23 protein-coding genes are annotated in these 26596 nt (G+C 56.6%); 10 read left to right on the forward strand and 13 right to left on the reverse strand.

What is annotated here, in order from left to right; all coding sequences use genetic code 11:
• Nucleotides 1-19: 19 nt before the first annotated feature.
• Complete coding sequence (ompR, locus tag ACFPDR_RS05240) at nucleotides 20-754, reverse strand: two-component system response regulator OmpR (protein WP_003801024.1); 735 nt, start codon at nucleotides 752-754, stop codon at nucleotides 20-22.
• A gap of 277 nt (nucleotides 755-1031) precedes the next feature.
• On the opposite strand from ompR, the gene tsaB reads away from it, so the two are divergent.
• Nucleotides 1032-2264 carry a tRNA (adenosine(37)-N6)-threonylcarbamoyltransferase complex dimerization subunit type 1 TsaB gene (gene tsaB, locus ACFPDR_RS05245; RefSeq protein WP_376910747.1) on the forward strand — a complete coding sequence of 411 codons (1233 nt, stop codon included), beginning with the start codon at nucleotides 1032-1034 and terminating at the stop codon, nucleotides 2262-2264.
• The gene (locus ACFPDR_RS05250; RefSeq protein ID WP_376910748.1) at nucleotides 2261-3184 is read left to right on the forward strand and encodes a uracil-DNA glycosylase; all 924 of its coding nucleotides are present in this window, start codon (nucleotides 2261-2263) and stop codon (nucleotides 3182-3184) included. Before tsaB ends, ACFPDR_RS05250 begins: the two co-directional genes overlap by 4 nt.
• A gap of 123 nt (nucleotides 3185-3307) precedes the next feature.
• Here ACFPDR_RS05250 and lplT read toward each other — a convergent pair whose 3' ends face one another.
• Complete coding sequence (gene lplT, locus ACFPDR_RS05255; RefSeq protein ID WP_376910750.1) at nucleotides 3308-4618, reverse strand: lysophospholipid transporter LplT; 1311 nt, start codon at nucleotides 4616-4618, stop codon at nucleotides 3308-3310.
• Nucleotides 4619-5118: 500 nt separating this feature from the next.
• Between lplT and smc the strand changes: the two genes are divergently transcribed.
• Genes smc through ligA form a run of 3 tightly spaced genes read left to right on the forward strand, consistent with a single transcriptional unit; the run spans nucleotide 5119 to nucleotide 11795 of the window.
• Complete coding sequence (smc, locus tag ACFPDR_RS05260; protein WP_376910751.1) at nucleotides 5119-8643, forward strand: chromosome segregation protein SMC; 3525 nt, start codon at nucleotides 5119-5121, stop codon at nucleotides 8641-8643.
• A gap of 45 nt (nucleotides 8644-8688) precedes the next feature.
• Complete coding sequence (locus ACFPDR_RS05265; RefSeq protein WP_021446882.1) at nucleotides 8689-9711, forward strand: cell division protein ZipA C-terminal FtsZ-binding domain-containing protein; 1023 nt, start codon at nucleotides 8689-8691, stop codon at nucleotides 9709-9711.
• Nucleotides 9708-11795: an NAD-dependent DNA ligase LigA gene (gene ligA, locus ACFPDR_RS05270; protein WP_376910752.1), complete on the forward strand. Its 2088-nt coding sequence runs from the start codon at nucleotides 9708-9710 to the stop codon at nucleotides 11793-11795. Before ACFPDR_RS05265 ends, ligA begins: the two co-directional genes overlap by 4 nt.
• Nucleotides 11796-12095: 300 nt before the next feature.
• On the opposite strand, the gene ACFPDR_RS05275 is transcribed toward ligA, so the two are convergent.
• Genes ACFPDR_RS05275 through msrB form a run of 4 tightly spaced genes read right to left on the reverse strand, consistent with a single transcriptional unit; the run spans nucleotide 12096 to nucleotide 14110 of the window.
• Nucleotides 12096-12872 carry a peptidylprolyl isomerase gene (locus ACFPDR_RS05275; RefSeq protein ID WP_026483124.1) on the reverse strand — a complete coding sequence of 259 codons (777 nt, stop codon included), beginning with the start codon at nucleotides 12870-12872 and terminating at the stop codon, nucleotides 12096-12098.
• Between the two features lie 8 nt (nucleotides 12873-12880).
• On the reverse strand, nucleotides 12881-13144 hold the full coding sequence (locus ACFPDR_RS05280; RefSeq protein WP_088450531.1) for a BolA family protein: 264 nt from the start codon (nucleotides 13142-13144) through the stop codon (nucleotides 12881-12883).
• Nucleotides 13145-13151: 7 nt separating this feature from the next.
• Nucleotides 13152-13718 carry a septation protein A gene (locus ACFPDR_RS05285; protein WP_009456639.1) on the reverse strand — a complete coding sequence of 189 codons (567 nt, stop codon included), beginning with the start codon at nucleotides 13716-13718 and terminating at the stop codon, nucleotides 13152-13154.
• Complete coding sequence (msrB, locus tag ACFPDR_RS05290) at nucleotides 13715-14110, reverse strand: peptide-methionine (R)-S-oxide reductase MsrB (protein ID WP_009456637.1); 396 nt, start codon at nucleotides 14108-14110, stop codon at nucleotides 13715-13717. Before msrB ends, ACFPDR_RS05285 begins: the two co-directional genes overlap by 4 nt.
• A 339-nt stretch (nucleotides 14111-14449) precedes the next feature.
• On the opposite strand from msrB, the gene ACFPDR_RS05295 reads away from it, so the two are divergent.
• The 4 genes from ACFPDR_RS05295 to ACFPDR_RS05310 all read left to right on the forward strand — a co-directional run bounded on the left by ACFPDR_RS05295 (nucleotide 14450) and on the right by ACFPDR_RS05310 (nucleotide 19412).
• Complete coding sequence (locus ACFPDR_RS05295) at nucleotides 14450-15619, forward strand: ABC transporter substrate-binding protein (RefSeq protein WP_009456635.1); 1170 nt, start codon at nucleotides 14450-14452, stop codon at nucleotides 15617-15619.
• A gap of 138 nt (nucleotides 15620-15757) precedes the next feature.
• Nucleotides 15758-16795 carry a branched-chain amino acid ABC transporter permease gene (locus ACFPDR_RS05300; RefSeq protein ID WP_035272757.1) on the forward strand — a complete coding sequence of 346 codons (1038 nt, stop codon included), beginning with the start codon at nucleotides 15758-15760 and terminating at the stop codon, nucleotides 16793-16795.
• Nucleotides 16796-16800: 5 nt separating this feature from the next.
• Complete coding sequence (locus ACFPDR_RS05305; RefSeq protein ID WP_052159445.1) at nucleotides 16801-18633, forward strand: ABC transporter permease subunit; 1833 nt, start codon at nucleotides 16801-16803, stop codon at nucleotides 18631-18633.
• Nucleotides 18630-19412: an ABC transporter ATP-binding protein gene (locus ACFPDR_RS05310; protein WP_026483121.1), complete on the forward strand. Its 783-nt coding sequence runs from the start codon at nucleotides 18630-18632 to the stop codon at nucleotides 19410-19412. The genes ACFPDR_RS05305 and ACFPDR_RS05310 overlap by 4 nt, the downstream gene beginning before the upstream one ends.
• Here ACFPDR_RS05310 and ACFPDR_RS05315 read toward each other — a convergent pair.
• The 6 genes from ACFPDR_RS05315 to fdxA all read right to left on the reverse strand — a co-directional run bounded on the left by ACFPDR_RS05315 (nucleotide 19409) and on the right by fdxA (nucleotide 24425).
• Nucleotides 19409-20050: an OmpW/AlkL family protein gene (locus tag ACFPDR_RS05315; protein WP_009456629.1), complete on the reverse strand. Its 642-nt coding sequence runs from the start codon at nucleotides 20048-20050 to the stop codon at nucleotides 19409-19411. The two genes, ACFPDR_RS05310 and ACFPDR_RS05315, sit on opposite strands and share 4 nt — an antisense overlap.
• Before the next feature lie 328 nt (nucleotides 20051-20378).
• Nucleotides 20379-21092, reverse strand: coding sequence for an ATP-binding cassette domain-containing protein (locus ACFPDR_RS05320; RefSeq protein ID WP_035272484.1), 714 nt, complete (start codon nucleotides 21090-21092; stop codon nucleotides 20379-20381).
• A gap of 244 nt (nucleotides 21093-21336) precedes the next feature.
• Nucleotides 21337-21975: an endonuclease III gene (nth, locus tag ACFPDR_RS05325; RefSeq protein WP_026483118.1), complete on the reverse strand. Its 639-nt coding sequence runs from the start codon at nucleotides 21973-21975 to the stop codon at nucleotides 21337-21339.
• Nucleotides 21972-22613, reverse strand: coding sequence for an RnfABCDGE type electron transport complex subunit B (locus ACFPDR_RS05330; protein ID WP_009456623.1), 642 nt, complete (start codon nucleotides 22611-22613; stop codon nucleotides 21972-21974). Before ACFPDR_RS05330 ends, nth begins: the two co-directional genes overlap by 4 nt.
• 52 nt (nucleotides 22614-22665) lie before the next feature.
• Nucleotides 22666-23889 (reverse strand): polyhydroxyalkanoate depolymerase, encoded by a 1224-nt coding sequence (locus ACFPDR_RS05335; protein WP_009456621.1) that lies wholly within the window; start codon nucleotides 23887-23889, stop codon nucleotides 22666-22668.
• 212 nt (nucleotides 23890-24101) lie between these two features.
• Nucleotides 24102-24425, reverse strand: coding sequence for a ferredoxin FdxA (gene fdxA / locus ACFPDR_RS05340; protein ID WP_009456619.1), 324 nt, complete (start codon nucleotides 24423-24425; stop codon nucleotides 24102-24104).
• A gap of 240 nt (nucleotides 24426-24665) precedes the next feature.
• Here fdxA and pncB point away from each other — a divergent pair, with 240 nt between their 5' ends.
• A complete protein-coding gene (pncB, locus tag ACFPDR_RS05345; protein WP_035272486.1) occupies nucleotides 24666-25841 on the forward strand; it encodes a nicotinate phosphoribosyltransferase in 1176 nt (391 codons plus the stop codon).
• 181 nt (nucleotides 25842-26022) lie between these two features.
• Here pncB and ACFPDR_RS05350 read toward each other — a convergent pair whose 3' ends face one another.
• On the reverse strand, nucleotides 26023-26541 hold the full coding sequence (locus ACFPDR_RS05350; RefSeq protein ID WP_021446876.1) for a flavodoxin family protein: 519 nt from the start codon (nucleotides 26539-26541) through the stop codon (nucleotides 26023-26025).
• Nucleotides 26542-26596: the final 55 nt, after the last annotated feature.

Genomic DNA, 26596 nt, shown 5'->3' on the forward strand with positions numbered 1-26596 from the left:
TGCTGACCGGAAGACAAGGTCAGTTACCGCCGTCTGGAACAAAAACGTAGCCCAGACCCCAGACCGTTTGAATGAACACGGGCTTGGAGGCATTGGGTTCGATCAGCTTGCGCAGACGCGAAATCTGCACGTCCAGGCTGCGGTCAAAAGCTTCGTATTCGCGGCCACGCGCCAGTTCCATCAGTTTGTCGCGCGACAAGGGGATCTTGGGATGACGGGCAAACACCTTCAGCACGGAGAACTCGCCCGTTGTGATGGGGACGACTTCGTTGTTGCGTGTCAGTGTTCGTGTGGACAGGTTCAGCACATAGGGGCCGAACTCGATCGATTCATTTTCCTGACTAGGTGCGCCGGGGTGTTCCTCGGTACCACGGCGTCGCAAGATAGCGTTGACACGGGCTAGCAGTTCGCGGGGGTTGAAAGGTTTGATGAGGTAGTCATCGGCGCCCATCTCCAGGCCCACGATACGGTCGATTTCTTCGGCCTTGGCAGTGAGCATGATGATGGGGGTGTTGTCGTGTCCGCCGCGCAGCCGACGACAGATGGACAGGCCATCCTCGCCTGGCAGCATCAGATCCAGTACCAGCAGATCGAAATGCTCGCGTTGCCAGAGTTTGGCCATTTCTTTACCGTCTTCGGCGACGAAAACGTTGAACCCTTGTTCAGACAAGTAGCGGCGCAATAAATCGCGCAGCCGGGGATCGTCGTCAACGACAAGGATTTTGCGGGTGAGGGGGGGGGTCGGCGTATTCATAGCGAAAATGTAACAGGCATCAGAAACCGCGTATAGGGGGGTGTAGAAAAATATTACACATTAAGCGTTTTGTACTATTTATGCGCCTTGCAGCGGATTTGGACTGGCTTCACAGAAGATTATATGGTGGCAAACAGTTTGACAGCCCGGCTTGAGTCAGGTCAAAAAAAGAGCGGCCAGAGGGCAAATACACCCGAAATTCCATGATGGACTGCTTTGTCCTTGTCCGATCCCAGGGAGCTGCCTATTTTGAGTCTGCTTAAACTAAAATAGCGCGATGGATGCACATATTCTTGCCCTGGAGACTTCCTCCAATCTCTGTGAACTGACCTTGTTGTCTCGCACCCAAGCGGGTATTTCGCTGGTGGAGCTGAGCCACGAGGGGACTGGCGATCATGCCGAACGCCTTTTGCCCATGGCCGAGCAACTGCTGGAGCAGGCCGGTCTGGACAGGCACGCTCTGACGGCGATTGCTTTCGGCCAAGGCCCTGGCGGTTTTACCGGCCTGCGCGTGGCCTGTGGTGTAGCTCAAGGTATGGCTTTTGCTCTAGATTTGCCGGTGCTGCCCGTTTCCTCCTTACTGGCGGCTGCTGCTTGCGGTACGCCTGTAGAGGGCACAGCCTATGTGGTGGCACAGGATGCGCGCATGCAAGAGGTCTACGCGGCTGTGTACTGCTGGACAGCTGAGAAGTCCTGGTCTGTGCTGCAAAGCCCGGTCTTGCTGGATGCCGCGCAGGTCACTACCTGGATCGCCCGTTTGCAGGCTGAGGGTTTGATCGCAGAGCAGCAGCCTATTCAAGTCGTCGGTGACGCATTGGAGCAGTTTCCTGATCTGGCCCCAGCTATCGTTGCGCAGGGTTGGGAAGTGGGCCAGACATGGCGTGCAACAGGTGCCAGCGTGGCGCATTTGGCTCTGCATGATCTGGATGAAGGACGGGGGATCTCCCCGGATCTGGCCATGCCGCTGTATGTGCGCGAGAAAGTCGCCTACACCATCCAGGAGCGTGAGCAGGGCCTGGGCGGAAACCCGGCGGCTCTGGATCAACCTCTACAAATTGAAGCCATGCAGGCCGGGCATGTGTCCGCCGTGCTGGATATTGAACGTCGTGTGGAAAGCCATCCCTGGACGGCTGGCAACTTCACGGACGCCCTGGGCAATAGCGCGTACTGCTCCCGAATCATTCATAAACAAGGCCAGGTGCAAGGCTATGCCATCTGGCTGCAAGCTCCCGATATGATCGAACTCTTGCTGATTGGGGTGGCCCCTGAACAGCAGCGGCGCGGTCTGGCTCGGCAATTGCTGGATGACGGCCTGCAGTGGGCTCGTCAGCATCAGCTGGAACGCGTGGTTCTGGAAGTGAGGGCCTCGAATGCGCCAGCTATTGGCTTGTATCAGAAGTACGGTTTCAAGGCGGATGGTCTGCGTAAAAACTACTATCCGCTGGGCGATGGACAGCGTGAAGACGCGGTCTTGATGAGTCTGAATCTGGCCAGCAAGGCAGGGGCATGATCGATTTTCAGCCTATCTCTCCTTTGCAGTGCACCTGGCTTTTGGAGTTGGGGCTGGAGCGTGCTTTTCTGGCGCGTCTGCCGCAGGCACAGCCTCTGGTGCAATCCGCCGCCATTGCCGCAGCCCCTGCGCAAGAGGCCGCAGCGGCACCGCAAACGGCTCAGTTGGCAGGGCGAAATCTGGGTGATGCAGGCAGCCCCGCGCCTGTTTCAGCTCCCGCAGCGGCTACTGATGCCATGTCGGCGCGTGATCAGGCGCTAGCAGTTTTGCGTAAATCCGGCGCTCGACCTGTTGCAGCGGCTCCTGTGGAGGAGGTCGTGCAGCGGCCTGCTGTACTGATTCAGCCCGAAAAAGCCCAGGATATGGCCAGCTTGCTGGAGCAGGTACAGGCTTGTCAGGAATGCGGTTTGCATACGGGCCGCGCTCAAGTGGTATTTGGTTCAGAACTCTTATCTGAACCGGACTGGATGATTATTGGTGAAGCGCCGGGCACCAGTGATGATCGCAGCGCCCAGCCTTTTGACGGCAAAGCCGGGCTGCTTTTGCAAGCCATGCTCAATAGCGCGATTCCTGATGCTTCGGTCTATAAAACGCATCTGGTGAAATGCCGCCCCTTGGGCAACCGTCCACCTACCCAAGAGGAACTGGCCGCGTGTCGGGCCTTTCTGGATGCGCAGATTCGCTTGGTACAGCCACGTCGCTTGCTGGCCGTTGGCCATTTGGCGGCGGTGGCATTAAGTGGTCGTGATGAAGATCTGGAGGCTTTGCGGGGCCAGGCCCTGACGTATACCGATGCCCAGGGTCGTAGCCTGCCTTTGGTGGTGACTTACCATCCTGCCTCGCTGTTGCTGCGCCCGCAGCACAAAGCCAATGCCTGGCGGGATTTGTCCTTGCTGCGCGAGTTGCAGGGCCAGTCCTGATCTCAGTTCTTGCAGGTGGCTTTTAGCGCTTAGTTGCTTCGTCAGACGTCATCATGGAAAAACACCCCAAAGATTGGATTCATGTCCAACTTTTGGGGTGTAGTGCCTTTTTGGGGCTGTCCCTTACTTGGCCGTCAAGGCCTGCCCATGACCTTCCTGGCCTATGCAGGCTTCCAGCTCGGGGTGCGCGCGCAGATTGGCGTTTTTCCAGATGATGAATACCGTCATCAAGGACGCTACCATCAGGCCAAAGAACACAATGATGTAGTTGATGGGCAAACGCAGCCACAGCAGCAGGCTGTACAGCGCCAGCATGAACAGAATGTTCAACTGTTCATTGAAGTTCTGCACGGCAATGGAGTGACCGGCCGACAACATGACGTGCCCGCGATGTTGGAGCAGGGCATTCATGGGAACGACGAAAAAGCCGGACAAGCCGCCAATGCCCATCAGCAGGGTGTAGACCGCCCATTTTTCGTGTACCAAGGGCATGAGCAGAACCACAAAGCCCATTGCCACGCCCACTGGCAGAACGGCCAGTGATTTCTTCAGGGGAACGCGGGCTGCAAAAACGGCGCCAAAGACCGTACCCAATGCGGCTACGCCCATCAGCACCGAGGCCTGGTCCAGACGGTAGCCCAGATGTTGAGCGCCCCATTCGATCACAATGAATTGCAGTGTGGCACCGGCCCCCCAGAATAAAGTGGTTACCGCCAGCGAGATCTGGCCCAGCTTGTCACGCCACAGAATATGTACGTAGGTACGGAATTCCTTGAGCAGCAGAATGGGGTTCTTTTGTTGGGGCGGGTAGTCGATATTGGTGCGGGGAATCAGCAGGTTGCACAGCGCTGCCGACAGGTAGATAAAGGAAATCAGCAAGATAGCGACTTCGGCACGCGTCTGGGCCAAAGGTGCAATCAGGGGGTGTTCGGCCAGCGAACTGGCGATCGACGGGTTGATCAGAATGCCGCCCAGCACGGTGCCGCCGATGATGGACAGAACGGTCAGCCCTTCAATCCAGCTATTGCCCTTGACCAACTGTTCGGGCTTGAGCATTTCGGTGACGATGCCGTATTTGGCGGGAGAGTAGGCAGCAGCACCGATACCTACCATGGTGTAGGAGACAAAGACCAGAACCAGCTGCTGGGAGTCGTTCATGCCAAAGTACTGGTGGCAGAACATCAACATACAGCCTATCAGCTTGATGGCATTGGTGGCGAACATCACCCGGCCCTTGGGATACGAGTCGGCAAAGGCCCCTACAAAAGCGGCCAATAGCACGTAGGACAGCGCAAACCACCATTTCATCATGGGGACCATCCAGATAGGTCCGTGCAGGTCAGCGATCAGGGCGATGGCGGCAATCAGCAAGGCATTGTCGGCAACTGACGACAATGCCTGCGCGGCCATGACCAGATAAAATCCTTTATTCAAAATACATCCCGAATACGTGTGCCCATAGGTGCAGTCTCGAGACTGCAGAGCACGAATCAAAGCCAGGTGTCAGGCCTGGGGAGCTTTTTCAAGGCGGCTCCTCATGGTTTTTCTGACCAAGCCTGAGCCGGTGTGAAATTTACGAAGAGAGATGGGGAGCAAGAATAACAGGGACTGCGGGGGCAGTGGTATCAGAAATTCATTGCGGCTATCTGTCTGCGCGGATTTTCTGGCCGGGCGGGCGCTGGCAAAGCGCTATTGTAAATGCCCTGTCTGACACTCTTGTCCTGCTTGCCAAGCAGGGTAAACAGGACTTGACGGCAAGGGGGAGTTTACTGCCTTATCATCCCAGCAGCCGTGCCGTGGTTTTCATTTGTTTTTTGGCGTGTTTTGCTGTGGGTGGCAGGTGCTGCGGTATCATACGACTCGCGGTGCCGGGCAGATCAAGATGCGCCTGTGCGCCTGTTCAAATTGGTCTTTTCTGAGCTGACTTCTACCCTGTGCGTCTAACCCAGATCAAACTAGCTGGTTTCAAATCCTTTGTGGACCCGACCTCCATCCCAACTCCCAGTCAGTTGGTTGGCGTTGTCGGGCCCAACGGCTGTGGAAAATCCAACATCATCGATGCGGTGCGCTGGGTGCTGGGCGAGAGCAAAGCCTCCGAGCTGCGTGGCGAGTCCATGCAGGACGTGATTTTCAATGGCTCCTCGCAACGCAAACCGGCGGGCCGCGCATCGGTTGAGCTGGTTTTCGATAATTCTGAAGGGCGGGCCTCGGGTCAGTGGAGCACTTATGCCGAGATCTCGGTACGGCGTGTCCTGAGCCGCGACGGGACCAGCAGCTACTTTCTGAACAATCAGGCTGTTCGCCGGCGTGATATTCACGACATCTTCCTGGGTACGGGCTTGGGGGCGCGGGGTTACGCCATCATCGGGCAGGGCATGATCAACCGCCTGATTGAAGCCAAGCCGGAAGAACTGCGTGTGTTTCTGGAAGAAGCCGCAGGCGTGTCGCGCTACAAGGAGCGTCGTCGCGAAACAGAAAGCCGCTTGCGCGATACCCGTGAAAACCTGCTGCGAGTGGAAGACATTCAAAGAGAACTGGATGCGCAGTTGGAGAAATTGCAGGCGCAGGCCGAAGTGGCACGCCAGTATCGTGACTTGCAGCAAGACGGTGAGCTCAAGCAAAACCTGCTGTGGCTGCTGAAAGAGTCCAATGCACAGAGCGATCAAAAAGCCCGTTTCCTGGCGATTGAACAGGCTCAGACCAAGCTGGAAGAATCCATTGCCGGTTTGCGGCATGCCGAATCCACGTTGGAGTCGCAGCGACAAGCTCATTTACAGGCTGGCGATGCCTTGCATCTGGCGCAAAGCCAGTTGTATGAGGCGGGCTCTCAAGTGTCCAGCCTGGAAGCAGAAATTCGCCACGTGCTGGATTCGCGCAGCCGTATGGCGCAGCGCCGTGAGCAGCTGGAACAACAGCAGCACGACTGGATTGAACAACAGGAACACTGCCAGCTGGAGCTGGAAAATAGCGAGCAGCAACGCGAGGAAGCAGCACTCAAGCTGGAAGAATTACAGATTTTGCTGGAAGAGGCTCAAGGAGCCTTACCCGATCTGGAGTTGCGTGTACGCGAGCAAGCCCAGCGTCGCGACGAAATGCGCATGGCTTTGGCTCGTCTGGAGCAGAACTTGGCCCTGGCTGCACAATCGCAGCGTGATGCCGACCGTCAGATCCAAGGCGTGGAGCAGCGTCAGGAGCGCTTGAAGCAGGAATTGCGCGAACTCAATGCCCCGGACCCGGACAATCTGGAGCGCCTGCAAGGCGATCTGAACATGCTGCAAAATCAGTTGCAGCAAGCTCAGGAACATATGCAGCATCTGGAGGCCCAGCTTCCTCGACTGGAAGAGGAGCGCAAGAAGGCGCAGGAGCAAGCCTTGCAAGGCGGGCAGGATATGGCCCGTCTGGAAGCACGTCATCTGGCCTTGAGTCGTTTGCAGGAGGATGTGGCGCGCAAGGGAACTCTGGAACCCTGGCTGGCCAAGCATGGACTGGAGAGCATGAAGCGTCTATGGCAAAGCCTGGACGTGGAAAAAGGTTGGGAAACCGCGCTGGAGGCTGTGCTGCGCGAGCGCATGACGGCCTTGGAGCTGCGCCGCCTGGATATGGCCGCAGCTTTCGCCAGTGATGCACCACCGGCCCGTTTAAGTTTTTATCAGTTGCCCGAGGCGGGAGCGCCGGCCAAGCCTGCCCTGGATTTACCCTTGTTGACTTCGGTGTTGCGACAGCAAGAGGGTGGCTTGCGCAGCTTGCTGGATAATTGGTTGCACCAGGTTTATGTCTGTCAGGATTTGAAGCAGGCCCTGAGCTTGCGCGATCAACTGACAGATCAAATGGCAATCGTGGTGCGTGACGGCCATTTGGTGGATAAGCACAGCATTCGCTTTTATGCACCCGACTCCGAACAAGCCGGGATGCTGGCACGTCAGCAGGAAATTGCTCATCTGGAGCGCGAGCTGCGCGGCGCTCAACTGATTGTCGATGAACTGGGCCATACCAGCACCCAGGCCGAAATGGCCTTGCAGCAAGTGCGTAACGGCCTGGTTCCGGCCCGGGCCCGCGTGGGCGAGCTGACAGCTCGGATGCACGATGTGCAGCTGGAGCACTCCAAGTTGGCCCAACAGGCGCAGCAGTCGCAAGAGCGTGGTAGTCGCATCAACGAAGAGCTGGAAGAACTGGCAGTACAGCGCGAAGAGCTGCAGGCGAACCGCGAGGAGTTCGAGGCCCGCTTTGAAACGCTGGATGAAGAGCTGGCCGAACATCAGGGCGTGTTTGCCGAAGCGCAGATGGAAGGCGAGAAGGGCGCCGAACAGGCAGAACAGGCCCGCCGTACCGTACACGAGCGTGAGCGCGCCGTGCATGATGCCCAATTTGCCGAGCGTGCTTTGGTGCAGCGCATGGCCGAACTGCAGCGCAATCTGGCCCTGGCGCAGGAGCAGGCACAACGCACGGCCGGTCAGCTGGAGGGTTTGCAAGGCGAACTGCTGGATCTGGATGCGTCCGCCGCACAAGCCGGTTTACAAGATGCCCTGGAGTTGCGTGCCGAACGTGAAGAAGCCGTTCGTCTGGCAAAAATTCAACTCGATACGCTGGCTGCCCAATTGCGTGAGCATGAACAGGCCCGTGCCGAGAACGAAAAGAATCTGGCCCCCTTGCGCGAGCAAGTCACTGAATTGCAGTTGCAGGAACAAGCGTCGCGTCTGGCGGTCGAACAGTTTGCTGAACAGCTGGACAGCAGAAAGGTAAACCGTTCCGAACTGTGGAGCTTGTTACAGGAAAAGACACCGGAATGGCAGCGTGTGGGCTGGTTGCAGTCTGAAGTGCAGCGCATCTCGCGCCAGATTGAAGGCCTGGGTCCGGTGAACCTGGCGGCCCTTGAGGAGCTGACTACGGCCCAGGAACGCAAGACCTATCTGGATGCTCAGCATAAAGATTTGAGTGATGCCATCGAGACTCTGGAAGATGCGATTCGCAAGATTGACCGCGAGACGCGCCAGTTGCTCATGGAAACATTCAACATCGTTAATCAGCACTTTGGCGAGCTTTTCCCAAGGCTATTTGGTGGTGGAGAGGCTAAACTGACGATGGTGGGCGATGAAGTGCTGGAAGCTGGGGTGCAGGTCATGGCTCAGCCACCAGGCAAGCGCAATAGCACGATTCATTTGCTCTCTGGTGGTGAAAAGGCATTGACAGCGACAGCGCTGGTTTTTGCCTTCTTCAAGCTCAATCCCGCACCCTTTTGTTTGCTGGACGAGGTGGATGCGCCACTGGATGATGCGAATACCGAACGCTATGCCAATCTGGTGGCCAGCATGAGTGACCAAACCCAGTTTTTATTTATTTCTCACAATAAAATTGCCATGCAGATGGCCAAACAACTGATCGGGGTCACCATGCAAGAGCAAGGTGTATCCCGAATTGTGGCAGTGGACGTAGACGCTGCCATGCAAATGAGCAGTGTGTAAGCCTGTTTTTTTTAATCCGCTAGTGTTGATTCGACGGAACTGACAATGAGTGATTTGCAAATCGCACTGATTTTATTGGGCATTTTGCTCATCTTGCTCGTGGTGGTCTTTAACTGGTGGCAAGACCGCCGAGTGCGCCAGCAGATGCAAAGCCAATTCCCGGATGGGGATACCGATCCCTTGATGAGCCAGCTCACCGAGCTGGAGCGCCGCGAGCCCAGCATGACGCGTGGCGGCGATTCTGCGTCTGCTGACGGTGAGCACGATGCGGCCGAGGCCGACTGCACGACCGAGGCCGTTATCGATATCAGTTTCAGCCAGCCCGTGGATGCTCAGGATCTGGCTCAGGCCTTGCAATCGGTATCGCGTACCGGTGCCAAGCCTGTGCGTTATTTCGCGGAATGCGAAGGGGGCGGTCATCGTGCTCGCCTGCGTTCGGGCGAGTCCTACGCCAGCATGCAGATTGCCGTTTTGCTGGCCAACCGTAGTGGCCCCTTGTCGGCGATTGAGTGGTCGCAGGTCTGGATGGCTGCGCAAGCGCTGGCACAGCAGTTTGATGGTTCGGTAGAAGGTCCGGAACAGGATGATGTGCTGCGTCGTGCGGCTGCCCTGGATAATACCTGCGCTGATCTGGATGCCCTGGTGGGCGTGTCGGTGCGCTTGCCTGGCCCCATGCCTGCCTCGTCCGTGATTCAAATGGTCAAGGATGCCGGCTTTCTGCCCTTTGGCCAGCAACTGGCCTGGTTGGCAGATTCGGGACAGCCTCGTTTCACCGCCATGTTCGATGGTGTCCAGCCCAAAGATATTCAGTCGGCCAGCATTGAGCGTATCGACTTGCTGCTGGATTTGCCCAACAGCCCGGCGGACGATCATGCCTTCAGCCGCATGGCAACGGTGGCCCGTGATCTGGCCAGCCGTCTGGACGGCGTGGTGCTGGATGATCAAGGTCGCCCCTTGCCCGAGAGCACCGACCAAAACATTGATGAACAACTAAGTAATCTGTACGAACGCCTGGAGCAGGCTGGCTTTACAGCAGGCCAGGAACGTACAGGCAGGATTTTTTCGTGAGCTTGAAGCGAGTACAGCAGTTACATGAAGAACTGGCCCAGCATAACTGGGCCTATTACGTTCAGGATGCGCCCAGCATTTCGGACGCGCAATACGACGCATTGATGAACGAGCTGCTGGCGCTGGAAGCCGAGCACCCGGAATGGATTACTCCGGACTCGCCCACACAGCGTGTGGGTGCAGCGCCTCTGGACGGTTTTGATACGGTTCAGCACGCTGTCCCCATGCTGTCCTTGGGTAATGCCTTTGATGCTGAAGAAGTTCAGGCCTTTGACAAGCGTGTCGCCGATACCCTGGTCGAGGCAGGTGTGGTGGGACTGGACCGTCGGGTAGATTATCTGGCCGAATACAAGTTTGACGGCTTGGCGATCAGCTTGCGCTATGAGCAAGGTCTGTTGGTACAGGCATCGACTCGCGGTGATGGCACCACGGGCGAGGACGTCACCAGCAATATTCGCACCATCAAGTCCATTCCTCTGCGCTTGCGTGGCGATGCGGCACAATTGCCTGCCGTGCTGGAGGTGCGAGGCGAGGTTCTGATGAACCGGGCGGACTTTGAGCGCCTGAACGAGAACCAGACCAAGCGTGGCGAGAAAGTATTTGTGAATCCGCGCAATGCGGCCGCAGGCAGCTTGCGTCAGCTGGACCCGAAAATAACTGCTAAACGGCCTTTGCGCTTTTTTGCCTATGGTTGGGGTGAGGTCAGCCCCATGCCTGCCGCGAATCAGCCGCAAAGTGCCTTGTTTGTGGAAACCGCTGGCGAGGCACTACCTCGTGATACCCAATCGGGCATGATGGACTGGCTGGAAAGCCTGGGTATGCCGTTGAGCCGCGACCGTAAAGTTGTGAAGGGCGTGCAGGGCCTGCTGGATTTCTATGGTGAAACCCAGCAACGTCGTCCCGGTTTGCCCTTTGAAATTGACGGTGTGGTCTACAAGGTCAACTCTTTGGCTGCGCAGCGTGTTCTGGGCTATGTGGCCCGTGCGCCGCGCTTTGCCGTTGCTCATAAATTCCCCGCCCAAGAAGAAATGACGCGTGTGGAGAGTATCGAGTTTCAAGTGGGCCGTACCGGGGTTGTCACACCCGTCGCACGTTTGAAGCCGGTGTTTGTGGGCGGTGTCACAGTCACTAATGCCACGCTGCATAACGAAGACGAAGTGCGTCGCAAAGATGTGCGAGCAGGCGATACCGTCGTGGTACGCCGTGCCGGTGATGTGATCCCTGAAGTGGTTGCTGTGGTGTTGGAGCAGCGTCCTGAGAGCAGCGTGCCTTTCGAGATGGTCAAGGAGTGTCCCGCTTGTCAGTCGGCACTGGAGCGTCTGGAAGGGGAGTCTGCCTGGCGTTGTACTGGTGGTCTGATTTGTCCTGCCCAGCGCAAGCAAACCCTGATTCACGCCGCCAGCCGTAAAGCGCTGGATATTGAAGGCTTGGGTGAAAAGCTGGTGGATCAGTTGGTGGAAACCGGGCTGGTGCATACCTTGGCCGATATCTTCAAGCTGCAAGTCGAAAAGTTGGTGCTACTGGAGCGTATGGGACGCAAATCGGCCGAGAATCTGATCGAGGCGATTGATAAAGTGCGCGAGCCGGCTTTGAATCGCTTGATTTACGCCTTGGGCATTCGCCATGTGGGTGAGACCACGGCGCGCGATCTGGCGCAGCATTTTGGTTCCTTGCAAGCCTTGGAGCAGGCTGATGAAGAAGCGCTGCTGCAAGTCAATGAGGTGGGCCCGGTTGTAGCAGCTTCCGTACGGCACTTTTTCCAGGAGCCGCATAATCGTGAGGCCCTGGATGCGCTGCTGGCGGCTGGGGTCACACCTCAACAGGCGCAAGCCCGCGCCAATAGCGCTAATCTGCCGTTGGCGGGCAAAACGGTGGTCATTACGGGTACGCTGCCCAGTATGAGCCGGGACGAAGCTACACGCCGTGTATTGGAAGCAGGGGGCAAGGCCAGTGGCTCGGTTTCCAAAAAGACGGCCTATGTGCTGGCAGGTGCAGAGGCGGGTTCCAAGCTCACCAAGGCGCAGGAGTTGGGCGTGACTATTCTGGACGAAGCCCAGTTCCTGGCTTTACTGGCGGGTGAATAGCGCAGGGGAAGAAGTGAAGTTCTGCCACCTTGCAGGCTTAGCTTTTTTGCCAAGAGTCTATGAGTCAGCAGGATATTTGCTCTGGTAGCTATTTTTCGACTTTTAGGCAGTGCGCTAAGCACGCACTGCCTTTTGTTTTAATGCGCGTTGAATAGTCCTGGTGGTGGTTCAGCAGTGATCTGGGCTTTTAATTACCGCATGAACGACCTGCACAACAAACAAATATGGCGCCATTGAGGCGCCATATTTGTTTTTCCTGCAAGCCGCCTTATCGGGATGATAAAGCGGCCTGCAAAGCCATTACTTGATGTTGGCTTCTTTCAGGATTTTCTGCTGGTACTCAGCCAGCTTGCGCTGACGCATCATTTCTTCCAGCTGAGGCTTCACTTCGGCCATGGCGGGGAAGGTCACAGGGCGAGCATCGTCCACCTGGATGATGTGCCAGCCAAACTGCGACTGCACAGGTGCAGCGCTCAGCTCGCCTTTTTTCATCTTCTCTACAGCCTGAGCGAACTCGGGCACGTAGGTGGAGCTAGGAGCCCAGCCCAGATCGCCGCCTTGCTGGCCGCTGCCGGTGTCGATGGAGTCTTTCTTGGCGGCATCAGCAAAGCTGATTTTCTTGGACTTGATCTTGGCCAGCAAATCTTTGGCGGCAGCTTCGTCCTTGACCAGAATGTGGCGCACCTTGTACTCCTGCTGACCTTCTTCCATCGCCTTGATGGTGTTGTATTCCTTGGTCAGGTCGGCGTCGGTGACGGGGTTCTTTTTCAGGTAGTCAGCCATCAGGGCACGGACCAGAATGCTCTGGCGGGCCAGTTCCAGCTCTTGCTGAACCTGGTTGGTCTTGTCGATACCGGCTTTTTCAGCGGCTTGCACCACAGCCAGACGGTTGACCATTTCCTGTTTGACTTGCTCACGCAGCTCGGGCGAGTCCTTGGCGCCTTGCTCGACCAGAACGGCGACGAACTGATCCAGGTCTTTTTGCGTGAGGTTTTTGCCGTTTACGGTGGCAATCGTCTGTGCATAGACGGGAGCAGCCATAGCGCAGGTCAGGGCAAATGCGGCAATACGTTTCATGAGCATCCTTAAGCGGTGGTTTTGGCTTGAATAGCCAATGCGTGAATCGGGAAAGGCATTAGATCGTGGACGCGATCATACACAAGTCTGTGTCGTGCCAGTGTTGAAATTCCATCAAATTGTTTCGAGGCGATGATCACCCGAAAGTGGCTTGCACCACCTTGTGCACCGGCGTGGCCAGCGTGCAGATGGGACTCATTGATGATGTCCAGCTCCGACGGTTCCAGTGTCTGGAGCCGTTCGTGAATCAGGGAAGCAAGTGCGTCTGTCATGGTGAAATCAGGATTTTGGGGGAGTGGAGTTGTCGGAAGAGTCTTGCAGGTAGCGGCCCAGCCACAAGGATTGGGCAACGACAAACACCAGCATCAAACCCAGCAGGCCGAAGGCCTTGAAGTTGACCCATTGGGATTCGGTAAAGTGGCCCGAGAAGGCAACGTACAGATTGACCAGGCCCATGGCGACAAAAAAGCTTGCCCAGACCAGGTTTAATTTGTCCCAGACATGGCCGGGCAAGACCAGATGGGTGCCCATGAATTTTTGCATCAGATTGCGATGCATCAGGTAACGTCCGCCCAGCAGCACCAGAGCAAAGATCCAGTACAGCACCGTGGGTTTCCAGCGGATGAAGACATCATTGTGGAAAAACAGGGTGGCACCGCCAAAGACCACAATGACGGCCAGATTGATCCAGTGCGAGGTCTCGATCGCCTTGCTGGTGAGCTTCAGCCACAGTATCTGCAGGACTGAGGCGGCCATGGCCACGCCGGTGGCGACATAAATGTCGGAGAAGCGAAACGCCAGAAAGAACAGTACGAGCGGGAATAGATCAAATAAGAGCTTCTTCATGCTTCGGGTTCAAAAGTCATGGATAGAGAGTTAATGCAATATCGTAGCCCAGTGGGTGGGGGACCGTCTTCAAAGACGTGCCCCAAATGAGCATCGCAGACATTGCAAAGCACTTCGGTACGGCGCATGCCGTGACTGGTATCCAGCTCCTCGCGCACATTGTCCGGGTTCAGGGGCGTGAAGTAGCTGGGCCAGCCGCAACCGGCATCAAACTTCGTGTCCGAGGCAAACAGGGGTGTGCCGCAACCGACGCAGCGGTAGATGCCGGGCGTGGTGGTGTCCCAGTAGCGGCCGGTAAAGGGGCGCTCCGTCCCTTTCTGACGGGTGACATAGAATTCTTCGGGGCTGAGCTGGGCGCGCCACTCAGCGTCTGTTTTACGTACTTTTTCCACGTGTGCTGCCTTATGAAAAACAGTTCAATGCCTACAGGAGGTGCAGTCCTACATAGTAATCGACAATTAGAGTGCGTTTGGAACAGAGGGTTCCAAAGTGCAGATCTTCCTGACCTCCAGTAGGCTCTCCAGTGAAGAAAATCGCGGCACAGGGCACTTAATTAGTGAGCTATCACTTTAGTTAGTGCACTATTTAAACTTTTAATATTTAAGGTAAACACCAATATCTGAAATTCTCGTGACTTGATACGTTTCTGGTATGTGCTGGTGATTATCTGTATTACGATTTTTTGACCGTTGAATCGGTCCACAACAATGAACAAAATTTGGGAGAAAAGGATGAACTGCATTACTACTGGTCGCCTGACGACATTGGCTGCAGCCCTGGCCTTGAGCCTGCCCGTGGCCGTGTCCGCGCAGATCAAGGTGGGTGTGACGGTGGCAGCGACAGGACCGGCGGCCTCGCTGGGCATTCCTGAGCGCAATACAGTCAGCCTGCTGCCTACTGAAGTGGCCGGCCAGAAAATCGAGTACATCGTTCTGGACGATGCAACCGATACCACCGTAGCCGTACGCAATATGCGCAAGCTGATCACCGATGACAAAGTGGACGTGGTGATCGGTACTTCCGTGACCCCCGGTTCCCTGGCCATGGTGGACGTTGCCGGCGAAACCAAGACTCCCATGATCAGTGTGGCCGCCAACGCCAAGATTGTTGATCCTGTGGAAGGCGCCCGTACCTGGGTGTTCAAGACTCCTCAGAATGACCAGTTGATGGCTGGCGCCCTGGCTGATGCCATGGTCAAGCAGAACGTCAAAACCCTGGGCTTTATCGGCTACAACGACGCCTACGGTGACGGCTGGCTGAACGTGATTACCGAAGCCGCTCAAGCCAAAGGCATCAAAGTGCTGGGCGCCGAGCGCTACGGTCGTAACGACACCAGCGTGACCGGTCAGGTTCTGAAGCTGCTGGGCACCAAGCCTGATGCCGTTCTGATCGCCGGTTCCGGCACCCCTGTTGCCTTGCCCCAGCGCGAACTGAAAGGTCGCGGCTACGCTGGCATCATTTACCAGACACACGGTGCCGCCAACAGCGACGTGCTGCGTGTGTGTGGCAAAGACTGTAACGACATGATCTTGCCAGCCGGTCCTTTGCTGGTTGCCGAACAACTGCCTGACAGCAGCTCGGTGAAAAAGACCGCCATGGACTACAAGGAAAAATACGAAGCCAAATACGGCGCTGGTTCCATCAATACCTTTGGTGGTCACATGTGGGATGCCGGTCTGCTCGTGACCGAAGCCATTCCGGAAGCCCTGAAGTCCGGCGCCAAGCCAGGTACCCCCGAGTTCCGCGCAGCCCTGCGTGATGCTCTGGAGCAAACCAAGGAACTGGCTGCTTCCCAAGGTGTGTTCAATATGTCTGCAACGGACCACGCCGGTCTGGACAAGCGTGCCCACGTGATTGTGAAAGTGGTCGACGGTAAATGGACGTATCAGCCTGATCTGTAATATCTGACAGGCAAAAACCGGCTCAAGAGCCGGTTTTTTCCAAGGCGGGTGCTGGCTGAGCCTGGCACCCGTTCCCGCTACAGGCCTGCGTTTGCCGTAAGCCCTTTGCCCTTTTTGTTGTACAGGATGTTGTCCGACATGGATACCACCATCGCTTTAATTTTGTTGCAGGATGGCATATTGAATGGCGCCATCTATGCCTTGCTCGGGCTCGCCCTGGTTCTGGTTTTCCTGGTTACCCGCGTTATCTTTATCCCGCAAGGTGAGTTCGTCACCTTTGGCGCCTTGACCCTGGCCTTTGTGGTCAATGGCCGCATGCCGGGAACCGTTATTTTGCTATTGATCGCTGGTGCGCTGGTGTTCTTGCTGGAGTTGCTCTCTGCCTTGCGCAGCCGCAGCCTGGCCGGCATGCCCCGCAAGTTTCTGGTCAATATCGTGATCCCCGTCGCGGTTTACTTTGCCGCTCCCGCCATTGTCAGCTCGGAGCTGCCATTGTGGGTGGCCGTGCTGTTCTCGCTGGCGGTGGTGATTCCTCTGGGCCCTATGGTCTACCGCCTGGTATACCAGCCTATCGCCGAAGCCAGTGTGCTGGTGCTGCTGATTACCTCGGTCGCCGTGCACTTCGCGCTGACGGGTCTGGGCCTGGTGTTCTTCGGTCCGGAAGGCTGGCGCACGCCTCCCTTCATGGAAGGTGAAGTGTCCCTGGGTGCAGTGAGCTGGTCCGCTCAAACCTTCTTTGTGATGGGCGCTTGCGTGGTCCTGATTCTGGCCTTGTGGGGCTTTTTTGGTAAGACCCTTTACGGTCGCGCCCTGCGTGCAACGGCGGTGAACCGTCGTGGTGCCCGTCTGGTGGGTATCAGCACCAATATGTCCGGCTCCCTGACCTTCACTCTGGCTGCGGCCATCGGTGCCTTGTCAGGCATGCTGATTGCGCCTGTAACGACCATCTACTACGACACGGGCTTTTTGATTGGTCTTAAAGGCTTTGTGGCTGCAATCTTTGGCGGCCTGATCAGCTACCCCGTCACCCTGCTGGGCGCTTTGTTCCTGGGTGTACTGGAAGCGTTTTCCTCTTTCTGGGCCAGTGCCTACAAAGAAGTTATTGTATTTACCATGGTGATACCGGTGTTGTTGTGGCGCTCCTTCGGTAGCAAGCACGTGGATGATGAGGAGTAAATCACATGAGACACTGGCTGACGCTACTATTTATTGCGGTTCTATTGGTTTTGCCGCAGCTGGGCGCAACGCCCGAATTCTGGATTACCCAGCTTAACTATATTGGCTTGACCAGCTTGGTCGTGCTGGGTCTGGTGTTGTTGACTGGCGTGGGTGGTCTGACTTCTTTTGGTCAGGCTGCATTTGTGGGCCTGGGTGCATACACTACGGCGTACCTGACGGCTCGCCTGGGCTGGTCGCCCTGGTTCAATCTGCTGATTGGCATGGCCATTACCATGATGGTGGCCTACATTCTGGGCGCGATCACACTGCGCTTGTCCGGTCACTTCCTGCCCCTGTGTACCTTGGCCTGGGGTCTGGCCTTGTACTACCTGTTCGGTAACCTGGAGTTCCTGGGGCAGTACGATGGTATTTCCGGTATTGCTCCTTTGGAGTTCTTCGGTATTTCCCTGTCCTCCGGTCGGGATATTTACTACCTGATCTGGGCCTTTGCCTTGCTGGCCATGTGGGGTACGCGTAACTTGCTGAACTCCCGTCCCGGACGTGCTATTCGCGCTCTGAAGCACGGCAGCGGCATGGCCGAGTCCTTTGGTGTGAACATGGCCAATTACAAGGTCATCGTGTTCGTTTACGCCGCTTTGCTGGCTTGTGTGTCCGGTTGGCTCTACGCGCACTACCAGCGCGCCGTCTCGCCCAGCCCCTTCGGTTTGAACTACGGTATTGAATACCTGTTCATGGCCGTGTTGGGCGGAGCAGGCAGTGTCTGGGGTGCCGTTCTGGGTTCGGCCCTGGTGCTGAGCCTGAAAGACCAGTTGCAGAACTGGTTGCCCAAGCTGCTCAATACCGACATCAACTTCGAGCTGATCGTTTTCGGCATCTTGATGGTTCTGATCTTGCAGTACGCGCGCGACGGTTTGTGGCCCATTCTGCACAAGGCCTGGGAACAGGTTTTCGGTGCACAGAAGCGTCATCAGGCTGCTCCCCCACAAGCCGAGGCTTTGCCTCAACGTGAGCGTCCGCAGGCCGGTTCGCTGGTTCTGGAAGTGAACAAGATTCGCAAGGAGTTCGGTGGTCTGGTGGCTGTGAATGACATCAGCTTCACCTTGAATGCAGGTCAGATCATGGGCCTGATCGGTCCTAACGGTGCGGGCAAGAGCACGACCTTTAACCTGATTACCGGCGTGCTGTCGGCCACCAGTGGTCAGGTCAGCTTTCTGGGGCAGCGGATTGATGGCAAACCTGCACGCGAGATTTCTCGTCTGGGCGTGGGCCGTACTTTCCAGCACGTGCAATTGCTGCCTACCATGACGGTTCTGGAGAACGTGGCACTGGGCGCTCACTTGCGTCGGAATGTCGGTGTGGTGTCCGCCGTCCTGCATACCGAGCGTCGCAGCGAAGCCGAGCTGTTGCACGAAGCGGCTGTTCAGCTGCAGCGTGTGGGTCTGGGTGACTACCTGTACGAAGAGGCGGGCAATCTGGCCCTGGGCCAACAGCGTATTCTGGAAATTGCCCGTGCTCTGGCTTCTGATCCGCTGCTTTTGCTGCTGGACGAACCGGCTGCCGGCTTGCGCTACAAGGAAAAGCAGGAACTGGCCAAAGTGCTGGATCAGCTGCGTAGCGAAGGCATGAGCATTCTGCTGGTGGAGCATGACATGGACTTTGTCATGAATTTGACGGACAAGCTGGTGGTCATGGACTTTGGCACCAAGCTGGCCGAAGGTTTGCCCAAGGAAATTCAGGAAAATCCAGCCGTGCTGGAAGCCTACCTGGGTGGTATTGATGACGACCTGGATCTGGATCAGGTCAATGAGCCCGCCTCGGCAGGAGCAGCGCTATGAGTTCGGCACAATCGAAAGACATTATTCTGAAGGTAGACAATCTGGCGGCTCAGTACGGCAAAGTCAGTGCGGTGATGGGTGCCAGCCTGGACGTGCGTGCCGGCAGCATTGTGACCGTGATTGGTGCCAACGGCGCCGGTAAGTCCACTTTGCTCAATTCCATGATGGGCTCCTTGCCTAGCGTGGGCCGCAGCACAGGCTCGGTGCAGTACGAAGGGCAGGAGATCAGCCATTGGGAAGTGGAGCGTCGCGTTGCGGCCGGTATTTCCCTGGTGCCAGAGCGTCGCGAGCTGTTTGGCAGCATGACAGTAGAAGACAATCTGCTGCTGGGCGGTTTTCGCCTGTATCGTGCCCGCCATCCCGGTTGGCGCGACACCATGGACAAGGTCTACACCTTGTTTCCCCGCTTGAAAGAGCGTCGTACACAGCTGGCAGGGACTTTGTCAGGCGGGGAGCGGCAGATGCTGGCCGTAGGCCGTGCCTTGATGGCGCAACCCAAAGTGCTGATGCTGGATGAACCCAGTCTGGGCCTGGCGCCGCGTGTGGTGCGGGAGATCTTCATGATCATTGCCCGACTGCGCAGTACCGGCGTGGCCATCTTGCTGGTCGAGCAAAACGCTCGTGCCGCTTTGCAAGTGGCTGACTACGGTTATGTTCTGGAGACGGGCGATGTGGTGCTGCAAGGGCCCGCGTCTGACCTGGCTCATAATCCCCGAGTGATAGAAAGCTATCTGGGCTTGGGGCAGGGCAAACGCGAGCAGGAAGAGGCGACAGCTTAGAAGCGGTAGCCGACCCCGATGGTGGCAACCACGGGGTCCAGCTTGGCTTTGCCAATGGACTGGCCGTTCAGCTTCACGTCTGGGCGGATGCTGATGTAACGCACGTCAGCATTCAGGAACCAGTTCTTGTCCAGCTTGTAATCCACACCGACCTGGGCTGCAAAACCCCAGCTGTTTTTCAGCTTCAGGTCGGAACCCGCCAGAGCACCGCGCGACTCGGTGTCAAAGAACATGGTGTAGTTCACACCCACACCCACATAGGGCTGGAAGTCGCTGTCAGGCAGGAAGTGGTATTGCAGGCTCAGGGTTGGGGGCAAGTGCTTGGTCTTGCCGATACGACCCAGATTGCTGTCGATATTGTGCTGGAAGGGGAAAGCGCCCAGCAGCTCAATACCAATATTGCGGGTGGCCATGTAGGTCAGCGAGAAGCTGGGGCGAGCATTATTGCCTACGTCCAGCTTGACGGTGCCGTCAGCCACAGAGCCGTTATTGGATTTTGGGGATACCCAGGTCACGCCACCTTTGAGCAAGAAATCACCCGCTTCGTGTGTTTGGCCTTGAGGCGCGTACAAAACAGCGGCCAGTCCAACAGCAAGCAAGGACAGGTGCAGACCTGGAATCAAGTGGCGGGATTTCATAGGAGCTCCGTAGGTGTGTGTAAAGCCTACAGAGTGCATGAGGGCTGGGCCTGCGGATTTGATCCAAAGCAAGCTTCAGAGGTAGTTGGCCGCCTGACCTTGTTGTAGATCAAGTAAGCAGAATTCATGCGGGGCCAATTTGGCCGCTATGTCTGTTTTTAGCATCACCTGGTAACAGCCCGGAAATGGAAAGCCTTGGAACCCGTCCGGTTATTTCTGGGCATTTTTCCACTTTTCGGGATGCCTGTTTATTGGGATCCTGTACCTGCCTTCCAGGCAAGGACAAGCAGGGGGAAGACGCAGGTTTGGAGCTTGGCGAATCAAGTGCTCATACATTCAGGAGTGCGTGCAGGGCTTCGTATTTATGGCTTAATTCGTTGCGGCTGAATCGCTCGATAATTTGCCCTTGTTCCAGCACATGAAACTGATCGCTGAACTCTGCCGAGAACTGCGGGCATTGTTCGGCCAGCACAATGGTGTAGCCCTCATTGCGCAGCGTGCAGATCAACTTGCTCAGTGTCTGGGCCTGCACCGGGGCCAAGCCCTCGGATACCTTGTCCAGAAGCAGCAGATTCACACCCGTGCGCAGCAAGCGCGCAATCGCCAGTATCTTTTGTTCCCCAGTAGACAGGTGGGTAGCCATATGGTGGCGACGCTGCTCCAGACTGGGCAATAGTTCATAGATTTGTACCAGCGACATTCCACCACCCAGGGCTGTGCCTATGGCAGGTGGCAGCAGGAGATTTTCCTCGCAGCTCAAGCCGGTAAAAATACTTTGTTCGTAGGGGCTGTAGCCCACGCCCAGATCTGCCAGCTGATGCTGGTTCAGGTGAATGGCTTCGGTGCCTTGGATACGGATGGAGCCGCGGCGGCTATCCGTTAAACCCACGATGGCGCGTAGCATGGCGCTGCGGCCGGCCCGGTTGCGGCTCAAGACAGTGCAGATTTCGCCGGAAGCGACCTGCAAATTCAAACCGCGCAAGAGCGGGAACTCTCGGTGCCAGGCGTACAGATTCTCAATATCCAGGGCAGCCCGTGTCATGAGAACGCTCCTTGTCGTGAGTCGTCAATATGGGCCTGTACGTTGGCTGGTCGGCGCAGGAACCCGTTACGCGTCCTTTGCCTCTTACCGCGGTGATTCCATCGCCAGCAAACTATAGGCAGAGTCCTTCATGCGTTTCAGTATGGAAGCGCCGACGAAGCAAAACTATGCGGGTTTGTCATAGGATGGTCCGGTTTAATGCACTGTTTGGTAAACAAATGTTGTTAAACCGGGTATGTGTTACTTAAGTGTTAACGGTTTTCGGTTTGAAGTCGCATAAATCCGAGATGCCGCACTGGGGGCACTTGGGCTTGCGGGCTACACAAATGTAGCGGCCATGCAAAATCAGCCAGTGGTGGGCGTCCAGCAAAAAAGGCTTGGGTATGACTTTCTCCAGCTTCTTTTCCACTTCGACCACGTTCTTGCCGGGCGCAATGCCGGTGCGGTTCGCTACACGGAAAATATGTGTGTCTACCGCAATGGTGGGCAGGCCAAACGCGGTGTTCAAGACCACGTTGGCAGTTTTACGACCTACACCGGGAAGCGCTTCCAGAGCGGCGCGATCACAGGGAACCTTGCCTTGATGCAAGTCCAGCAGCATCTGACAGGTCTTGATGACATTGGCGGCCTTGGTCTTGTACAGACCGATGGTCTTGATGGCCTCGCGCAAGCCTTCTTCACCCATGGCCAGAATTCCTTCGGGCGTGCCATGCTCGGGAAAGAATCGGGCTGTGGCCAGGTTCACGGAGCGATCAGTGGCCTGGGCCGACAAAATCACGGCAATCAGCAGCTGAAAGGTGTCAGCGTATTCCAGTTCGGTGGTGGGTTTGGGGTTGGCAGCCTGAAAACGACTGAAAATCTCGTAGCGCTTGGCAGCGTTCATGGTGTGGTTCCGCTTGCAGTCTTGCTGGCACGGCGGGCACGGGCGCGAGCCAGGGCAGAGGCGATGGATGCCTCGCGTTTATCAGCCTGATCGGCATCATTGGCCAGAACGGGTTTATTGGCCAGGGTACGGGCCGCCAGGTCCGAGCTTTCCTTGTGGCGATTCAGCAGGCGCTCCCGGCGCTGTTCGGTATCCAGGCGTGCTTGAGCGGCCTGTTCGGCGCTCCAGTCGTCGGTGGGCACCATGCTGATGCAGTCCACCGGACAGGGTGGTACACAGAGCTCACAGCCCGTGCAGCGATCGGCCAGCACGGTATGCATCAGCTTGTTGGCGCCAATAATGGCGTCCACCGGACAGGCCTGGATGCACAAGGTGCAACCAATACAGTGTTCTTCGATAATCACCGCCCGACTGGGGCCGGTGAATTCGCCACAGGACGGATCCAGGGGCAGGGCCTCACGACCCAGCAGCTCGGCCAGGGCTTGTACGCCTTCCTGCCCGCCTGGCGGGCAGCGGTTGATGGCCTCGCCCTCAAGCGCGATGGCTTGGGCATAGGGCAGACAGGCGTCGTAACCACAGCGGGTGCACTGGGTTTGAGGGAGCAGGGCGTCAATGCGCCGTATTAAGGTGTCGGACATGAATGCAAAAACGGGGCCATCTGGCCCCGTCAGAAACGGCCTAAGCCAAATATCAGTTGTGCTGACGGATGAAGTCCCTGATTTTAGGACAGATCAGCGTGCGCCAGCGACTTCCGGAGAAAATCCCGTAATGCCCACAGTTGGGTGCGGTGAATTGTTGCTTGAGTTCAGGGGCAATTTTTGCGCACAGCGCTTGAGCCGAATGGGTCTGGCCCTGGCCGGAAATATCGTCCAGTTCGCCTTCAATGGTGAACAAGGCTACGCCATCAATATCTTGTGGACGAACCTGTTCGCCATGCACGTGCCATTGGCCCTTGGGCAGGCGGTGCTCCTGGAACACAATGCGGATCGTGTCCAGATAGAACTCGGCGGGCATATCCAGCACGGCATTGTATTCGTCGTAGAAACGGCGGTGTGCTTGTGCGTCGTCATCATCACCCTTGATCAGGTGCTGATAAAAATCGTAGTGCGAGCTGACGTGACGATCCGGATTCATGGCCACAAAGCCGGCATGCTGCAAAAAGCCGGGGTACACGCGACGGTGAGCACCGGGGTACTTGGTGGGCACGCGATGAATCAGGTTGTTTTCAAACCAGGAGTAGGACTTGGTCGTGGCCAGACGGTTCACTTCCGTAGGCGACTGACGCGTGTCGATGGGACCACCCATCATGATCATGCTGCGCGGCATCACGGCCGAGCGGCGGGTTGCCATTAGCGAGACGGCAGCCAGTACTGGCACTGTGGGTTGGCAAACCGACATGACGTGCACCTTCGAGCCCAGCGCCTGGATGAACTCCTGTACATACAGAACGTAATCGTCCAGATGGAAGGGGCCGGCCGAACGGGGCACCATGCGGGCATCAATCCAGTCGGTGACATAGACGGAGTGATCGGGCAACAGCGCACGTACGGTTTCACGCAGCAAGGTGGCGTGGTGGCCGGACAAAGGGGCTACCAGCAAAATTGTGGGGTCCTGAGCGGCTTTGGGGTGATCACGCTCGAAGTGGATCAACTTGCAGAAGGGCTTGCTCAGGTGTTCGACCTCGCGCACGGCAACGGTCTGGCCGTCGATCCGGGTTTCGTTCAGCCCCCAGGCTGGCTTTTCGTAATCCTTGCCGATACGGTGTACCAGTTCAGAGGCCGCCGCCAGTTGGCGCGACAGGGGCGTGTAGGCCAGTGGACTGTATGGGTTGGAGAACCATTGGGAGCTGGTGCCGGTAAAGGCAGCCAGCGGGGCCAGAAAGGACCGCTGAAGTTCGTGCAGATCGTAAAGCATAATGTGCGCCTTGGTGTTGCCTAATTTGATACAGAGGAATGTATATGCTTATTCCTGTGGGAAACAATACGACGTTTACCGTTCCTCTGTACTTGGGATTTTCCCTTGCTGCAGTGCGGCAAGTTTTTTTATCAAAAGGCGAGATTGGGCGCAAGAGTGGCTGGATAGGAACGCAGCCACCGGGTCGGACTTCTATAGAGCGAGCGAAGGGCTTAGCGCTCCAGATACTGTAGTTTGTTCTCCACACCGTTCCAGTCGTCCGCATCTTCCAGCGGTTTCTTGGAGCGGTTGATGCTGGCAAAAATAGGCGTCAGTTCTGCGTTCAGTTCGATGAAGGGAACTTGATCCTGCGGCACATCTTCTTCAGCAAAAATGGCATTGGCCGGGCATTCGGGAATACAGACGGCGCAGTCAATGCACTCGTCCGGGTCAATCACCAGAAAGTTCGGGCCTTCACGAAAACAGTCGACGGGGCACACATCCACACAATCGGTGAATTTGCACTTGATACAGTTTTCGGTGACGACGTGGGTCATTTCAGTAACACTCCTGCGGTATCGCTAAGGCGGTCAGTCACGGCAAAGGGCCGTGGATGGGGTGCGCGACAACGCACAGGGCCTGAACGATAAAAATGGGATTTAAATCGAATCTTTCGATTTTAACGAATATTCAGCTTCTTGCTTATTGAGATGGCGCAATAGCTCACCTGCTAGATAGCTGTACGCAAGAACTGGCGCCCGTGCTATGGTTGCGCAATCAAAATCGGTAGGTTTGTGATGATCATTACCTCTTTACTTGATACTGACCTGTACAAGTTTTCCATGATGCAGGTTGTTTTGCATCATTTCCCGGCTGCGCACGTGGAGTATCGCTATAAGTGCCGTACTCCCAATATTAATTTGAGCCAGTACCTGGACGAGATTCGGGCGGAAATTCACGCACTGTGCCAGTTGCGTTTTTCAGACGCCGAGCTGGATTATTTGCGTAGCCTGCGCTTTATCAAAAGCGACTTCGTCGATTTTCTGGGCCTGTTCCACCTGCCCGAGCGCTGCATTCAGGTGCAGGCCGGTGATGTGCCCGGCGAGATCGAAATTTCGGTTCAGGGGCCCTGGCTGCACACGATCCTGTTCGAGATCCCGGTGCTGGCCATTGTGAACGAGGTTTACTTTCGCAACGAATGTCCGCAGCCGCCATGGGCAGAAGGGCGCGAGCGTCTGCAGTCCAAGATGCGGCTGGTGGTGGATGATCCGGCCCTGAGCGACTTTCGTGTGGCTGACTACGGTACGCGCCGCCGCTTTTCCAAGCAGTGGCACGAAGAAGTGGTCACTACCATGATCGAGCAGATGAAGCCGCACTTTGCGGGCACCAGTAACGTCTGGCTGGCCATGAAGTATGGGGTGACGCCGCTGGGCACGATGGGGCACGAATACTTGCAGGCTTGTCAGGCTCTGGGCCCCCGTTTGCGTGACTCGCAGATTTTTGCTCTGGAAGTGTGGGCCAAAGAGTATCGCGGTGACTTGGGTATTGCCTTGTCGGATGTCTACGGCATGGATGCCTTCCTGCGCGACTTTGACATGTACTTCTGCAAGCTGTTTGACGGTGCTCGCCATGACTCGGGTGACCCATTCATTTGGGGCGAGCGCTTGCTGGCGCACTATCAGGCCAACCGTACCGATCCACGTACCAAGACCTTGGTGTTCTCTGACGGTTTGACCATACCCAAAGCCATTGAGCTGGCCCTGCGTTTTGCAGGCCGCTGCAAGGTGTCTTTCGGGATAGGCACCAACCTGACCAATGACCTGGGCCATGAGCCCTTGCAGATTGTCATGAAGATGGTGCGTTGCAATGGCCAGCCCGTGGCGAAAGTCTCGGATGCGCCTGAAAAGACCATGTGTGATGATCCGGCGTATCTGGCTTACTTGCGGCAGGTTTTTCAGCTGCCTCCGGCTTAGAGCTTGAGGCTTCCCTTCTTGAGGTCCTTGCTGCTTGAGGCAAATGCTGCTTGGGTAGGGGAGCTAAGGGCATCGTAGTCAGTGATGCTCGTGATTTCAGACGGGCGGCATCGTTTTAAAGCGATAAAGCTATAGCACTAAAAGTTTGAATCAAAGCCCTTTGCACACGCAAAGGGCTTTTTCATAGACACAGCAGTGCCGCCAGATGCCCACCGGCTTCCCGAGCCTGGGCAATTTGCTCTTCACTCAAGGTCTTGGGAGCCAGAATGGCTTCTGGCGTCTGGGCGTGAAAATTGAAGATACGGATGGGGGCGGCCAGCTCCAGCCGCCAGCCCGTACAAATCCGCTCCAGTTGCCGTTGCGCACCTTGTCCGTCGCTACCCGCACTGATCAGGGCGGAATAAGGACGCCCGTTGAGTTGATCCAGCACCTCGTAATAGTTCCGGTCCAGACATTCTTTCATGGCACCGCTCAGACTGCCCAGATTCTCGGGCGCGCAGAACAAATAGGCGTGGGAATCGCGCAAATCCTGTGCTTGCACCTGATCACAATGCAAGCGTTTGATACAGACCTGCTCTGTCTCGCCCAGTTCTTTGAGGACCTGCAGCGCGCCTTCCTCGGCCTGTTCGGCCAGTTGACGGGCGGCGCCGGTACGGGAGTGCCAAATCAACAGAAGCTGGCGGCATGTGTTCAGACTCATAAGCTCTTACTCGCGGTGATAGACTAGCGTCTACAGTATAGAGAGCCACTTCAGC

Origin of the sequence: Alcaligenes sp. GCM10023179 (genome assembly GCF_042653705.1) — a bacterium.
Lineage (GTDB): Bacteria > Pseudomonadota > Gammaproteobacteria > Burkholderiales > Burkholderiaceae_B > Alcaligenes > Alcaligenes phenolicus.

What these genes read in the sequence shown, in the direction of transcription:
- ompR (WP_003801024.1), bottom strand. Translation starts at nt 754, where the DNA reads ATGAATACGCCGACCCCCCCCCTCACCCGCAAAATCCTTGTCGTTGAC.
- tsaB (WP_376910747.1), top strand. Translation starts at nt 1,032, where the DNA reads ATGGATGCACATATTCTTGCCCTGGAGACTTCCTCCAATCTCTGTGAA.
- ACFPDR_RS05250 (WP_376910748.1), top strand. Translation starts at nt 2,261, where the DNA reads ATGATCGATTTTCAGCCTATCTCTCCTTTGCAGTGCACCTGGCTTTTG.
- ACFPDR_RS05265 (WP_021446882.1), top strand. Translation starts at nt 8,689, where the DNA reads ATGAGTGATTTGCAAATCGCACTGATTTTATTGGGCATTTTGCTCATC.
- ACFPDR_RS05275 (WP_026483124.1), bottom strand. Translation starts at nt 12,872, where the DNA reads ATGAAACGTATTGCCGCATTTGCCCTGACCTGCGCTATGGCTGCTCCC.
- ACFPDR_RS05280 (WP_088450531.1), bottom strand. Translation starts at nt 13,144, where the DNA reads ATGACAGACGCACTTGCTTCCCTGATTCACGAACGGCTCCAGACACTG.
- ACFPDR_RS05285 (WP_009456639.1), bottom strand. Translation starts at nt 13,718, where the DNA reads ATGAAGAAGCTCTTATTTGATCTATTCCCGCTCGTACTGTTCTTTCTG.
- ACFPDR_RS05295 (WP_009456635.1), top strand. Translation starts at nt 14,450, where the DNA reads ATGAACTGCATTACTACTGGTCGCCTGACGACATTGGCTGCAGCCCTG.
- ACFPDR_RS05300 (WP_035272757.1), top strand. Translation starts at nt 15,758, where the DNA reads ATGGATACCACCATCGCTTTAATTTTGTTGCAGGATGGCATATTGAAT.
- ACFPDR_RS05305 (WP_052159445.1), top strand. Translation starts at nt 16,801, where the DNA reads ATGAGACACTGGCTGACGCTACTATTTATTGCGGTTCTATTGGTTTTG.
- ACFPDR_RS05310 (WP_026483121.1), top strand. Translation starts at nt 18,630, where the DNA reads ATGAGTTCGGCACAATCGAAAGACATTATTCTGAAGGTAGACAATCTG.
- ACFPDR_RS05315 (WP_009456629.1), bottom strand. Translation starts at nt 20,050, where the DNA reads ATGAAATCCCGCCACTTGATTCCAGGTCTGCACCTGTCCTTGCTTGCT.
- ACFPDR_RS05320 (WP_035272484.1), bottom strand. Translation starts at nt 21,092, where the DNA reads ATGACACGGGCTGCCCTGGATATTGAGAATCTGTACGCCTGGCACCGA.
- nth (WP_026483118.1), bottom strand. Translation starts at nt 21,975, where the DNA reads ATGAACGCTGCCAAGCGCTACGAGATTTTCAGTCGTTTTCAGGCTGCC.
- ACFPDR_RS05330 (WP_009456623.1), bottom strand. Translation starts at nt 22,613, where the DNA reads ATGTCCGACACCTTAATACGGCGCATTGACGCCCTGCTCCCTCAAACC.
- ACFPDR_RS05335 (WP_009456621.1), bottom strand. Translation starts at nt 23,889, where the DNA reads ATGCTTTACGATCTGCACGAACTTCAGCGGTCCTTTCTGGCCCCGCTG.
- fdxA (WP_009456619.1), bottom strand. Translation starts at nt 24,425, where the DNA reads ATGACCCACGTCGTCACCGAAAACTGTATCAAGTGCAAATTCACCGAT.
- pncB (WP_035272486.1), top strand. Translation starts at nt 24,666, where the DNA reads ATGATCATTACCTCTTTACTTGATACTGACCTGTACAAGTTTTCCATG.
- ACFPDR_RS05350 (WP_021446876.1), bottom strand. Translation starts at nt 26,541, where the DNA reads ATGAGTCTGAACACATGCCGCCAGCTTCTGTTGATTTGGCACTCCCGT.